The organism is Pandoraea sp. XJJ-1 (assembly GCF_026802345.1).
Lineage (GTDB): Bacteria > Pseudomonadota > Gammaproteobacteria > Burkholderiales > Burkholderiaceae > Pandoraea > Pandoraea cepalis.
The window spans coordinates 4,319,402-4,331,877 of record NZ_CP113827.1 but is presented as its reverse complement, the minus strand read 5'-3'; the positions used below and the strand labels follow the sequence as shown (position 1 = coordinate 4,331,877).

Genomic DNA, 12,476 nt, shown 5'->3' with positions numbered 1-12,476 from the left:
GGGTGTCTCCTTGGAATAATGGATTGTCTTGCGTGGCCGGACTACAGGCCGTTGGCGAGGAATGCACGCAGTTCGGGCGTTTGCGGGTTGTCGAGCATGTCGCCCGGACCGACTTCCCACACCTTGCCCTGATGCATGTAGATGATCTGGTCGGCGACGCGCTTGGCGAATGCCATTTCGTGCGTGACGAGCACCATCGTCATGCCGTTCGCCGCGAGGTCTTCCATGACGCGCAGCACCTCGCCCGTAAGCTGCGGGTCGAGCGCCGACGTCACTTCGTCGAACAGCATGACCTTCGGCGACATGGCGAGCGAGCGCGCAATGGCCACGCGCTGCTGCTGGCCGCCCGAGAGTTGCTCGGGATAGCTCTCGGCCTTGTCCGACAGTCCCACCTGATCGAGCACGCGCTTGGCCACGTCTTGCGCTTCGCTGCGCGCCATGCGCTTGACGTGCCGCAGCGCGAGCATGATGTTCTCGCGCACGTTCAGGTGTGGGAACAGGTTGTAGCTCTGGAAGACGATGCCGACTTCGCGGCGCAATTGATGCAGGTCGATGTGCGGATCTTCCACGCGAATGCCGCACACTTCGATGGAGCCTTCGTCGATGGTCTCCAGACGATCGATGCAGCGCAGGGCCGTACTCTTGCCCGAGCCGCTGGCGCCGATGACCGCCACCATCTGGCCGCGTTCAACTTCGAATGACACGCCCTTGAGCACCGGGTTGTCGCCAAAGCGCTTGTGAATCTGGTTGACCTTAACGATTGCCGACATTGAGCTTGTCCTCCAGTGATGCGCTCCAGCGCGAGAGCGGGTAGCACAGCACGAAATAAAACACCCCGACCAACGAGAACACGAGGAAGGGTTGGAAAATCGAGTTGTTGATGATCTGTCCGGCGCGCGTCAGCTCCACGAAGCCGATCACCGACGCGAGCGACGTCATCTTGATGATCTGCACCAGGAAGCCGATGGTCGGTGGCAGCGACAGGCGCACCGCCTGCGGAATGATGACCAGACGCAGCGTCTGCCAGCGCGAGAGTGACAGGCACTCCGCGGCCTCCCACTGCGCCCGCGGCATCGCTTCGACGCAGCCGCGCCAGATGTCGCCCAGGTAGGCGCTGGTGTACACCATCAATGCCAGCGCGGCCGCCACGATGGCGGGTAACTCGAAGCCATACACCGACAGGCCGAAGTAGACGATGAACAGCAGGATCAGCAGCGGAATGCCCTGAATTGCCTCGATGAACACTTGCGCAGGCAAGCGCAGCCATCGGCGCGGCGAGATGCGTCCGAGCATCACGACAAAGCCGCCCGCGCTGCCGAGGACGAATGCGATGAGCGAGAGCACGAGTGTCCAGCCGATGGACTGCACCAGATAGTTGAAATAGGTCCAGGAAAAATTGCCCATCATGAGGCGCTCCGTTGCGCGGCGTTGGTACCGGATGTGCCTGAAGCGCCCGGCGTGCCGGCGTTGCCCGGGGCGTTCAGGCCGGCGGCGCGCGACGCGGCCGCCCGACGGCGTGCGGCCTGAGCGGTCTGCGCGGCGGCGCGTCGCACGATGCGGCGGCGCTTGAAGAAGTACTCGCCGGCGGCCCACGCCACGAGCTTGACCAGCAGCGAGAGGCACAGATAGAGGGCGGCCACGACGATATAGGTTTCGAGCGAGCGGAACGTGTCCGACTGCACGGTATTCGCCACGGCCGTCAGTTCCTCGGCGGAAATCTGCGACGCCATGGCCGAGGCCTGCATCATCAAAATGAACTGGGTGGTGAGCGCCGGATAGACCTTTTCGATGGACGGTTGCAGCATGACGTGCCACGCGATGCGCCATTTCGGCAGCCCCAGGCACTCGGCGGCCTCGATCTGACCGCGCGGCACCGATTCGAGCCCCGCGCGAATGATCTCCGCCGCGTACGCGCCGATGTTGATCACCATCGCAATGACCGACGCGGCGAACGTCGGCATGTGCACGCCTACGCTGGCCAGGCCGAAATACAGTAGAAAGATCTGGACGAGGAACGGTGTGTTGCGCACCGCTTCGATATAAATGCCGCACAGGCGGGAGAGCCAGCGGTGGCGGCTGCGCTTGGCAAAGGCCACGAGCGTACCGACGACGGTGCCGAGGACAACCGAAATCACCGTCATCTTCAGCGTGAGCCACGCGCCATCCAGGAATACTGGCCAGTAGGGGAGCAGTGGGGCGAAATTCAACGAGAAATGCATGGCAAGCGCCTGTCTCCGGTGACGTTCGGGGCCGACGCGCCAGGCAGTCCATTGCGGTCACGGCACCCGCAATCACTGTGGTGGGTCTTTCTTGTACGTCGTCATATAAGTGATGCGATTTTGCGCATCGCGATACGGCGTTGTCAATAGCGGAGGATTGGGGGGATACCCTTGGCTTTCGCCTTGTCGGGGAAAGGGTTAAAGGGGATTCTGGCCGGTGGGGCAAGCAACCGCACGCCGCGTGAGGCGGCCTCAACGGCGGGTTGATGAGGACGGATTTTGTCTGCGTGTCATCGTATCTCTTGACGTCGGGGGGGGGGCGTCGGACGGTTGGGCAGTCGGGAAGCGCCGAGCGCGGCGGCGCGGTTCCTGGTTCTATAATCGCGCTTTGCCATTCCAACCGTGACATTCAAGGCGAAATCCGATGACGCTGTCCGCGACCGCCCTCGACGAACTCGACCGTAACCTGCTCGCCCTGCTGCGGGTCAATGCGCGCGAGAGCACGGCCAATCTGGCGCGCCGTCTCGGCGTGGCGCGCACGACCGTGGTGGCCCGCCTGGCGAGGCTAGAGCTGGCGGGCGTGATCGCCGGCTATACGGTACGACTCGGGCAGGACGCCGCCGGAGGCGGGTTGCAGGCCTGTGTCGGCATCAGCGTGCAACCGCGCTCCGGGCGCGACGTGTTGCGGCGCCTGAACAAGATGCCCGAGATTCACCTGCTGTGCACCGTCAGCGGCGAGTTCGATTACGTGGCATGGCTGCACGCGGCGTCGGCAGACCAGCTCGACGCGCTGCTCGACACCATTGGCGAGATCGACGGCGTCACCCGGACGACAACGTCGGTCGTGCTCGCCCGCAAGATCGACCGGGGGGGCGTGTTGCCCTGAGCATCGCCCAGTAATTTTTCGTAAACGTCGGCCAAGAATCGCGCCGCGCGCCCGCCGGCGCTCGCGCCGTGCTCGAATTCCCCGTTCATCCCCGTGTTGCCTTGACTTCGTGGTTTGTCTGACGAATGCGTTAGTGCTAAAATTACTGAGAATTGTTTGCATTAACTTCTTTGTCAATCTGGAGTGTGTATGCGCGTGAAATCCCTCGTGGCTGCGGCGCTGTTCGTCGGTGCAGCCACCCTGGCGAATGCCGCCGAATTTCCCATTGGTAAGCCGCTGAATGTGGCGGGCATGGAGATCAACACGGTGTATCTCCAGCCGATCTCGATGGAACCGGCCGGCATGATGCGCGACGCCGCCAAGTCGGACATCCACCTCGAAGCGGATATTCATGCGATTGCCAAGAACCCGAACGGTTACGCCGAAGGCGACTGGATTCCCGGGCTGGAAATCACGTACAAGCTGCAAAAGATGAAGAGCGACGGCAAGACCCCCGAGGGCGCATCCATCGAAGGGTTGATGATGCCGATGGTCGCGAGCGATGGTCCGCACTACGGCGATAACGTCAAGCTGGCCGGTGTCGGCAAGTACAAGCTGACGATGGTCGTCAACGCACCGGGCACGCTGCAGGCGTTCGGCTGCAAGATGGGCGGCATGCCCGCCGCCGACGCCCATGCGGCGCACGGGGGCATGGGCCCGTGGTGCTTTGGCCGTCACGTCGACAAGGAAACCGGCGTGGGTCCGTGGTTCAAGCCGGTGACCAAGGAAGTGGATTTCACTTTCTCGGGAATTGGCAAGAAGGGCGGGTACTAAGTCGCCCGCATGAATTTGACTCGGCGTTGGCCTGCGGGCCGGCGCTGTTTTCGTTTGGAGCGGAAGAATGAATCAGCGCATCGCGCGCCTGCTGGCCACGATGACAGCCGTGGTGGCGACTTTGTTCGTGCTGGCGGGGCCGTCGCTCGCGCGAGCGGACGACTTGCCAACCTTCAGGCTGGAAATGAACAACGGCAAGCTCAACCCCGCGCGCATCGAGGTGCCGGCCGGCAAGCGCATCAAGATTGAAGTGCACAACACCGGCACGAACGCTGTCGAGTTCGAGAGTCTGCAACTTCGCAAGGAAAAGGTGTTGGCACCGGGTGCGCAGTCGTTCGTGGTGATCGCGCCGCTGCAGCCGGGCGAGTACAAGTTTTTCGACGATTTTCACCAGCAGGCACAAGGCGTGATCGTTGCCAAGTAAGCGGGCGGAAGTCGTTCTGGATAGTCGGTAAGACACGCATCACGAGAGGAATCAAACGATGGGTCAGGTCATGTTCATCGTCTGGCGCGAAAGCGTCGAGGCATTGCTGGTTGTCGGCATTCTCCATGCCTGGCTGGCCAACCCGGAGCACGGTGCCAAGCGCGGCCTGCCTTATCTGTGGGGCGGTGTGGCGCTCGGGATTGCGGCGGCCGTGGCGCTGGGCGCCGCTCTCGTTGGTTTTACCGAGGTGCTCTCGGGCGACGCGCAGGACTACTTCCAGACGGCCATGGTGCTGGTCGCCTGCGTGCTGATCGTGCAGATGGTCTTCTGGATGAAGCGCCACGGGCGAACGCTCAAACGCGACATGGAATCGTCGCTGCGCAAGAACCAGGATCAGGGCACCTGGTGGGGCGTGCTCGTGCTGGTGGCGCTGGCCATTGCCCGCGAAGGCAGCGAGACGACCATCTTCCTGTACGGCATCGGCTTCGGCCAGCAAGGCAGCGTGCCGCCATCGATGTGGCTCGCGGTGCTGATCGGTTTCGCCCTGGCACTCGCCACGTTCTGGCTGCTGCAACTGGGCGGAAAGATCTTCTCGTGGCGCCTGTTCTTTCGCGTGACCGAAATCATGCTGCTGTTCCTCGCCGCCGGGCTGCTGGAGTCCGGGCTCGATCGCCTGATCTCGCTCGAGCTGGTGCCGACGCTGGTCGATCAACTGTGGGATACCTCCGCACTGCTCGACGACACCAGCCCGTTCGGCAGTCTCGTCGCCACGTTGACCGGCTATCGCGCGCATCCGTCCGGCATGAATCTATTGGTGTACGGCATCTATTGGCTGTTCGTCTGGGCCTTGCTCAAGCGGGCTGATGGGCCGCTCAAGCAGGCCAGGCCCGCTTGAGCGGGCCGCAGGCATCGGGGGCGCAAATCTCGCCGGTGCACGACAACGGTCTGTTCGGACCGGTCGGTGCCAGCGTCACAAGCGCTCCGGCATTGGCAAGGTCCGCCAGCCTGACAAGGTTGTTTCCCCGACGTACGAGTTGAGCATGAGCATCGCCATACCTGTCCCGAACCGACTGGCCCGCGCAGGGCTTTGGATGCAACGCCATGGCAAGCTGATTCGTGGCGTGCAGTGGGGCATCGTGCTCGTGTACGCGTTCCTCATCGGGGTGCCGGTCATGTTGCCGTTGCCCGACGAGACGGCGCACATCCTCAATAACCTCACCGTCTTCGCGCAGTTCACTTTCTGGGGCATCTGGTGGCCGTTCGTGCTCATCAGCATGGTCTTGATGGGCCGCGTATGGTGCGGGGTGCTGTGCCCGGAAGGCACGCTCTCGGAATTCGCGAGCCGTCACGGACGCGGTCGCGCCATTCCACGCTGGATGCGCTGGGGCGGCTGGCCGTTCGTGGCCTTTGCGGGTACCACGCTCTACGGCCAGATGGTCAGCGTCTACCAATATCCGAAGGCCGTGTTGCTGGTGCTTGGCGGTTCCACCATCGGCGCGATGGTGATCGGCTATTTCTACGGCCGCGACAAACGCGTGTGGTGCAAGTACCTGTGCCCGGTCAACGGCGTGTTCTCGCTGCTCGCGCGTCTGGCGCCGTTCCACTTCAAGGTCAACGAAGAAGCGTGGCGTCGCTCGTATCACACCAACGGCCACAAGATCATCCCGGTCAATTGCGCGCCGCTCGTGCCGCTGCGCAACATGAAGGGCGGCGCGCAATGCCATATGTGCGGGCGCTGCGCCGGGCATCGCGACGCCATCGCGCTCACGGGCCGCTCGCCGGGCGACGAGATCGTGAAGTTCGGCGCGACGGAGAACAACAGTGTGTGGGACAGCGTGCTCGTCATGTATGGCCTGCTTGGCGTGGCCATCGGCGCCTTCCACTGGACGGTGAATCCGTGGTTCGTAGCGACCAAGACGATGCTCGCCACATGGCTCATCGACCGCGACATCATGTGGCCGTTCGCGACGAACGCGCCGTGGTTCGTCTTTACCAACTACCCCGCACAGAGCGACGTCTTCTCGTGGCTCGACGGCGGCATGGTCGTCACGTACATCCTCGGCAACGGTCTGCTGCTGGGCTTGGCGTTCACGACGATCTTCGCGCTGGCGAACCGGGCGATGGGGCCGTGGCAGACCTCGCGATTCAATCACCTGGTGCAGTCGTTGATTCCGATTGCCGGGGCCGGGGTGTTCATCGGTCTGTCGGCCACGACGATCAGCCTGCTGCGCGCCGAGCATCTGCCGGTGTACTGGGCGAACGATGTGCGCGCTGCGATCCTCGCCGCGACCACGCTTTGGAGCCTGTGGCTTGGCTGGCGCGTGACCGGGCGGCATGCGCGCTCGCTGGGGCGGCGTCTGGCCGGGATGGCGGGTGTCGTGGCGGCGCTGGCGCTGGTCAACTGGCTCTGGCTGTTGATGTTCTGGATCTGGTGACGTTCGGGGCGCGTCGATTGTCGCGCCTCAGGCCGGTGGCCTACAATGGCGCCACCGGTCTTTCTGTGTAACGCTCATGTTGCTCGCTCAACGTCTCCCGCTGTATTTCCGCCTCGTTCGTCTCGATAAGCCGATCGGCACCGTGCTGCTGCTGTGGCCAACGCTTGCGGCGCTGTGGATCGCTTCGAATGGGCATCCCGACCTCTGGCTGCTCGCGATCTTTACGCTCGGCACGTTCCTGATGCGCTCGGCGGGTTGCGCCATCAACGATTACGCCGACCGCGACTTCGACAGGTACGTCAAACGCACGAAGGAGCGGCCGATCACGTCGGGACGCATTCGTGCCTGGGAAGCGGTGGCTGTGGCGGCCACGCTTGCGCTGGCGAGCTTTTTGCTGATCCTGCCGCTCAACGCGCTGACCAAGTGGCTCTCGATCCCGGCCCTGTTCGTGGCGGGCACCTATCCGTTCACCAAGCGCTTTCTGGCGATTCCGCAGGCGTATCTCGGCGTGGCCTTCGGTTTCGGCATTCCGATGGCCTTCGCCGCAGTGCAGGATCAGGTACCGGTCATCGCATGGGTGCTGCTGCTCTCGAATGTGTTCTGGTCGGTCGCCTACGACACCGAATACGCAATGGTCGATCGCGACGACGACCTGAAGATTGGCATCAAGACCTCGGCGATCACGTTCGGACGCTTCGACGTATTGGCGATCATGCTCTGCTATGCAGGGGCGCTCGGCATTCAGGCGGGGGTGGGCGTGTATCTCGGCTTCGGCTGGCCGTTCTGGCTCGGCATGGCGGTGGCGGTGAGCTTCGCGATCTATCACTACTTCCTGATTCGCGCACGCGAGCGCATGCCTTGTTTTGCCGCCTTCCGCCACAACAACTGGCTCGGTGCCGCCGTGTTCGCAGGCATCGCGGGCCACTACTTGTTGGCCGCGCGGGCATAGGTTGGCGTGTCGATGGGAAGGTCGGCGCGAACGACGACCGGTGAAATGAAAAACGGACCGCATGCGGTCCGTTTTTCGTTCCGGCAGACCGGCGAATCCGTCGGCCGTTCCGCTCAGGCGTCGCCCAACTCGTCGCCAAGTTCCTTGGCGCGGGTATTGGCCGCATGCACGCCGCGCACGATTGCCGCCTTGATGGCGTCGCGCTCGAACGAGCTGAGGGCAGCAAACGTCGTGCCGCCCTTGGACGTCACACGCTCGCGCAGCACGCTCGCGGGTTCGCTCGACTGCGCCGCCAGTTGCGACGCGCCAGTAAACGTGGCGATGGCCAACTGACGTGCCTGCTCGGGCGAAAAGCCCAGCTCGTTCGCGGCTTGCTCCAGCGCTTCGATGAAATAGAACACGTATGCCGGACCGCTGCCCGAGATGGCCGTCACGGCGTCGAGCTGGCTTTCCTTCTCCACCCAGACGATCTGGCCGGCCGCACCGAGCACGGTCTCGGCGCGCTTGCGCTGGTCCGAATCCACCCCCGACAAGGCTGCCAGACCCGTGATGCCCATGCCGATCAAGGCGGGGGTGTTCGGCATGCAACGCACGATCTGATTGTGGCCGCCGAGCCAACGCGCGAGATCGGACGCGCGAATGCCTGCCGCGATGCTGATCACCAATTGACCGATCAGGTGCGGCTGGAGCGCTTGTGCGACGTCCTTGAGCACTTGCGGTTTGACGGCCAGCACGATCGTGTCGTAATCGCGCAGGCGATCGTTGGGCGCGCTGGCCGTGTCGACACCGTACTGCTTGACGAGACCGTCGCGCGTCGATTCGTTGACGTCGATCGCGAGAATGTCGCGCGGGGCCGTGCCGCGCTTGACGAGTCCGCCGATCAGGGCATTGGCCATGTTGCCGCCGCCGATGAATGCAATTCTCATAACCATCCTTTGCGTTTCGTGAGTCGTTACCGTCGTTACCTTTTGCCGCGGCGAGTCGTCAAAGCGCGCTCACCGCCAAGGCGCGCCGCGATCAGGCGCGTGAGCCATAATCGCGTGCGCCGAAAATCGCGGTGCCGATTCGCACCATTGTCGCACCCTCGGCAATCGCCGCCTCGAGATCGCCCGACATGCCCATCGACAGCGTGTCGAGCGGCAGACCGTCGGCGCGCAAGGCGTTGAACACATCGCGCACGGCCTTGAACGGTGCGCGTTGGCGGGCCGGATCGGCTTCAGGCTCGGGAATCGCCATCAGGCCGCGCAATCGTAAATTCGGCAGCGCCGCGATGGCGCGTGCCACGGCGGGCACGTCGGCAGGCGCTACGCCGCTCTTGCTGGCTTCGCCGCTGATGTTGACCTGCAGGCACACCTGCAAGGGCGGGAGGTCTGCCGGTCGCTGCGCACTCAGGCGCTCGGCGATCTTCAGGCGGTCGACCGAATGCACCCAGTCGAAGTGTTCGGCCACCGGCCGCGTCTTGTTGCTTTGCAGTGGGCCGATGAAATGCCATTCGAGCGGTTCGCCATTGACCGTCTCGCCGGACAACGCGGCGATCTTGTCGAGCGCCTCCTGCACATAGTTCTCGCCGAATGCCCGCTGGCCAGCCGCGAGCGCGTCGCGTACGGCACCGGCGCCAAAGGTCTTCGAGACGGCGAGCAAGCGCACGCTGTCCGCTGGCCGGCCGGCGGCGGTGGTGGCGTGGGCAATGCGGGAGAGCACGTCGTCGAGATTCGCGGCGATGGTCGACATGAGGCAGGGCGGAGCGTCAGTGAGGGGGTGTCTGTGGCGCGGGGGCGCGTTGCAACGGCGTTGCGGATCAACGATTATAGCCGTGCCCGCACGCGAGGTGCTACCCGGGAAAAACGAGGTGCTACCCGCGCCGGGGTTCCGGACGGGAAGGCACAACGCACGCGGCACGGCGCCGGCGCGCGGCTTGTGGCAGACTGCGCGGTGCCAACCATCACTCGGAGCCAGAGATGAGCGCGAATTCGCAGACAGTTTACGATTTTTCCGTCCAGACGCTCGCGGGCGAGACCGTCAGTCTGTCGCATTATCGCGGCAAGGTGCTGCTCATCGTCAACACGGCGAGCGAGTGCGGGTTCACGCCGCAGTACGCCGGCCTGCAAGCGCTATACGAACAGCTTGGCCCGCGCGGGTTCGAAGTCCTCGCGTTCCCGTGCAATCAGTTCGGCAAGCAGGAGCCGGGCGACGCGCAAGCCATTCGCAGCTTCTGCGATCTGCGTTTTCACGTCACGTTCCCGATGTTCGCCAAGGTCGACGTCAAAGGGCCCGACGCCGCGCCGCTCTACGCCTACCTCACGCGGGAGAAGCCCGGCGTGCTGGGCACGAAGGCAATCAAATGGAATTTCACGAAGTTCCTCGTGGATGCGACGGGGCAGGTCGTGGCGCGCTATGCTCCGACGGCGAAGCCCGAGGACATTCGCGCCGATATCGAGAAACGGCTCCCCGCTTGAGCGGCGCCGTGGCCTGACCGGGTCGCCCCGGACAGGCTATCGCGCGGATCGGTTCAGCGCCCGAAGCGCTCGAGAATCCGCTGCCATTGACGCACGATGGCCCCCCGCGACTCGGCAAGGCGACGTGTCGGGCTCGCCCCCTCGCGCAGTGCCAGCTGCGCGCCGACGTCGCTGCTCAGCGCCAGCCAGCCGGACGTCTCCACCACGTACACCTGCCCGGCACTCAGCGCGATGGCCTCTCGCCAGACACCCCCCGACAGCCAGCGCGGCGCGAGGCTGACCGCCACCTGACCTAGCTGGACATGGAATACCGTGCCACGGCTTGCATACGCATGAAACGCTTGCCCACGCGCCAGCGCGAGAGGGAACGCTCGTGTGCCGGACGTGGCGCCGTCCATGCCGGCCGGATGGGAGGGGACACGAGAAAGGGCAACGCGTTCTCCTGGTGAGCTGGCATCGCCGTGACTTCGCGCAAGACGGGCGTCAGGGCGCAGGGGAGACAGCGAAGGCAGTGCAGACGGCGGCGGGAAGGGGGGCTTGGCCATGTGGGACTCCGGGGCGTTGAACGGGTAAGGACAGCCTATCGACCGCCGCGCCGCCCCGGTAGGCACACAGTTGCCCGGTTTCGCCCGCAACAGAAGGGTCCCCGGCAATCTGTTACGATCAAGAATCGCTGAATCTGTATCTGTTATGGTCACGTGCGATGCACGATCATCTGCGCATGGATGCCGCCACTCTCCCTCCCCCTCTCGCTGCCGCGGACGACACATCGCTGACCTCGGACGGTCCGAGGCCCCCACCCGTGGCCGTCCCGCGGGAGCGCGTGCCCCTCTACCGCCGACTCGCGGGTCACTATCGACATGCCATCGACGCGGGTACGCTCGCGCCGGGCGACCGCATGCCGAGTGTTCGCACGTTGATGGAGCGGCATCAGGTCAGCTTGTCGACGGCGCTGCAGATGTGCCGTCATCTGGAGGCGCAGGGCCTGCTCGAGGCGCGTCCCCGCTCGGGCTACTTCGTGCGCGCACGTGCGCGGGCGAGTCTCGTACCCGTGGCCGAGCCGCGGCCGTGGATGCCCGATCTGCTGCAATATGTGGGCATCAACCAGCGTGTGTCGTCGATCCTCGCGCGAGGGCTTCAGGCGGACGTCAAAATCAATCTCGCCGTGGCCCACGGTTCGCCGTCGCTCTATCCGGTCAACGCGTTGCGCCAGGCCACGATTCGGGCGTTGCGCGATCACCCGATGCTCTATGGCACCCCGCCGCCCGGCGGTGGCGAAGCCCGTTTTCGCGCGGCGATTGCGCGGCGAGCCCTGGAAGCGCGCATGCACGTCAATCCCGAGGAGATCGTCGTCACGCATGGTTGTATCGAAGCGATCAATCTCGCGCTGCGTGCGGTGGCTGGCGCGGGCGACGTGGTTGCCGTCGAGTCGCCCACGTATTACGCGCTGTTGCAGACGCTGGAGAGTATGGGCATGCGCGCACTCGAAATTCCCACGAGTCCGCAGACCGGCATCTCACTCGAAGCGCTCGAACTGGCAAGCGAGACCTACGACAACATCAAGGCGATCATCGTCGTGCCGCATTTCCAGAATCCGCTCGGGTCGGTGATGCCCGATTCGCACAAGGCACGGCTTGTGAAGTGGGCGGCGTCGCGCGGGATTGCGATCATCGAAGACGACACCTATTCGGCGCTGGGCGACGACGGTAACGTGCCGGCCGCCGTTCGTTCCTGGGATACGACCGGCAATGTGATTCATTGCGCATCGCTGCACAAGACGCTGGCGCCGGGCATGCGGTTGGGCTGGATCGCGGGCGGCAAGTGGCAGGGGCGCGTGGAGATGTTGAAGTACGCGCAGACGCGTCCCAACGAAGCGCTCGCCCAGATCGCGATGGGCGAGTTTATCGACTCGCCGCGCTATGACCGCCATCTGCGGCATTTGCGCGCCCAGTTGCGCGAGCATCGTGCGGCGATGGCCGAAGCGATCGCGACCTACTTCCCTGCGGGCACGCGACTGACGTTGCCCGCGGGCGGATTGAGTCTGTGGGTCGAGATGCCGGGCGGTGTCAGCTCGGAGTTACTGTTCGACGCTGCACTCGCCAAGGGGATTCGCGTAGCGCCGGGTAGCCTGTTTTCCAACTCGGCACGCTACGACCACTTTCTGCGCATCAACGGCGGGCAGCCGTTCACGCGTGAGGTCGACGCGGCGGTGCGCACGCTCGCGTCCGAGATCGCGCGATTGCTCGACACGAAGCGTTGAGCGCACCGAGCGCGAGATTGTCGGGCTCGGTGCC

The 12,476-nt window shown here is 64.4% G+C and carries 14 protein-coding genes; 8 read left to right on the top strand and 6 right to left on the bottom strand.

Translation table 11 applies throughout. The features are described from left to right. Window positions 1–41: 41 nt before the first annotated feature. From OYT13_RS19920 to OYT13_RS19910, 3 genes are read right to left on the bottom strand one after another with little or no spacing between them, the layout of a single operon-like run. The gene (locus OYT13_RS19920) at window positions 42–770 is read right to left on the bottom strand and encodes an amino acid ABC transporter ATP-binding protein (RefSeq protein ID WP_017232990.1); all 729 of its coding nucleotides are present in this window, start codon (window positions 768–770) and stop codon (window positions 42–44) included. Beyond that, on the bottom strand, window positions 754–1,407 hold the full coding sequence (locus OYT13_RS19915) for an amino acid ABC transporter permease (protein WP_017232991.1): 654 nt from the start codon (window positions 1,405–1,407) through the stop codon (window positions 754–756). The genes OYT13_RS19920 and OYT13_RS19915 overlap by 17 nt, the downstream gene beginning before the upstream one ends. Then, complete coding sequence (locus OYT13_RS19910) at window positions 1,404–2,219, bottom strand: amino acid ABC transporter permease (RefSeq protein WP_261938027.1); 816 nt, start codon at window positions 2,217–2,219, stop codon at window positions 1,404–1,406. The genes OYT13_RS19915 and OYT13_RS19910 overlap by 4 nt, the downstream gene beginning before the upstream one ends. Before the next feature lie 424 nt (window positions 2,220–2,643). Here OYT13_RS19910 and OYT13_RS19905 point away from each other — a divergent pair, with 424 nt between their 5' ends. From OYT13_RS19905 to ubiA, 6 genes are all read left to right on the top strand, one after another. Then, window positions 2,644–3,105 (top strand): Lrp/AsnC family transcriptional regulator, encoded by a 462-nt coding sequence (locus OYT13_RS19905; protein ID WP_268566857.1) that lies wholly within the window; start codon window positions 2,644–2,646, stop codon window positions 3,103–3,105. Between the two features lie 189 nt (window positions 3,106–3,294). After that, window positions 3,295–3,918, top strand: a complete 624-nt coding sequence (locus OYT13_RS19900; RefSeq protein WP_017235836.1) for an iron transporter — start codon at window positions 3,295–3,297, stop codon at window positions 3,916–3,918. Between the two features lie 100 nt (window positions 3,919–4,018). Then, window positions 4,019–4,342 (top strand): cupredoxin domain-containing protein, encoded by a 324-nt coding sequence (locus OYT13_RS19895; RefSeq protein ID WP_051060359.1) that lies wholly within the window; start codon window positions 4,019–4,021, stop codon window positions 4,340–4,342. Window positions 4,343–4,400: 58 nt separating this feature from the next. After that, window positions 4,401–5,237 carry an FTR1 family iron permease gene (locus tag OYT13_RS19890; RefSeq protein ID WP_017235834.1) on the top strand — a complete coding sequence of 279 codons (837 nt, stop codon included), beginning with the start codon at window positions 4,401–4,403 and terminating at the stop codon, window positions 5,235–5,237. 196 nt (window positions 5,238–5,433) lie between these two features. Continuing rightward, the gene (locus OYT13_RS19885; protein WP_268567907.1) at window positions 5,434–6,777 is read left to right on the top strand and encodes a 4Fe-4S binding protein; all 1,344 of its coding nucleotides are present in this window, start codon (window positions 5,434–5,436) and stop codon (window positions 6,775–6,777) included. A 76-nt stretch (window positions 6,778–6,853) separates the two neighbouring features. Beyond that, on the top strand, window positions 6,854–7,726 hold the full coding sequence (gene ubiA, locus OYT13_RS19880; RefSeq protein WP_017235832.1) for a 4-hydroxybenzoate octaprenyltransferase: 873 nt from the start codon (window positions 6,854–6,856) through the stop codon (window positions 7,724–7,726). A 113-nt stretch (window positions 7,727–7,839) separates the two neighbouring features. On the opposite strand, the gene proC is transcribed toward ubiA, so the two are convergent. Both proC and OYT13_RS19870 read right to left on the bottom strand, forming a co-directional pair. Further along, window positions 7,840–8,652, bottom strand: a complete 813-nt coding sequence (proC, locus tag OYT13_RS19875; protein ID WP_017235831.1) for a pyrroline-5-carboxylate reductase — start codon at window positions 8,650–8,652, stop codon at window positions 7,840–7,842. Window positions 8,653–8,743: 91 nt separating this feature from the next. Next, window positions 8,744–9,457, bottom strand: coding sequence for a YggS family pyridoxal phosphate-dependent enzyme (locus OYT13_RS19870; protein ID WP_268566856.1), 714 nt, complete (start codon window positions 9,455–9,457; stop codon window positions 8,744–8,746). Window positions 9,458–9,684: 227 nt separating this feature from the next. Between OYT13_RS19870 and OYT13_RS19865 the strand changes: the two genes are divergently transcribed. Next, window positions 9,685–10,182 carry a glutathione peroxidase gene (locus OYT13_RS19865; protein ID WP_017235829.1) on the top strand — a complete coding sequence of 166 codons (498 nt, stop codon included), beginning with the start codon at window positions 9,685–9,687 and terminating at the stop codon, window positions 10,180–10,182. Between the two features lie 53 nt (window positions 10,183–10,235). Here the strand turns inward: OYT13_RS19865 and OYT13_RS19860 are convergent, their stop codons facing one another. Then, the gene (locus tag OYT13_RS19860) at window positions 10,236–10,727 is read right to left on the bottom strand and encodes a hypothetical protein (protein WP_261938030.1); all 492 of its coding nucleotides are present in this window, start codon (window positions 10,725–10,727) and stop codon (window positions 10,236–10,238) included. Between the two features lie 176 nt (window positions 10,728–10,903). On the opposite strand from OYT13_RS19860, the gene OYT13_RS19855 reads away from it, so the two are divergent. Further along, window positions 10,904–12,442: an aminotransferase-like domain-containing protein gene (locus tag OYT13_RS19855; protein ID WP_442796425.1), complete on the top strand. Its 1,539-nt coding sequence runs from the start codon at window positions 10,904–10,906 to the stop codon at window positions 12,440–12,442. Window positions 12,443–12,476: the final 34 nt, after the last annotated feature.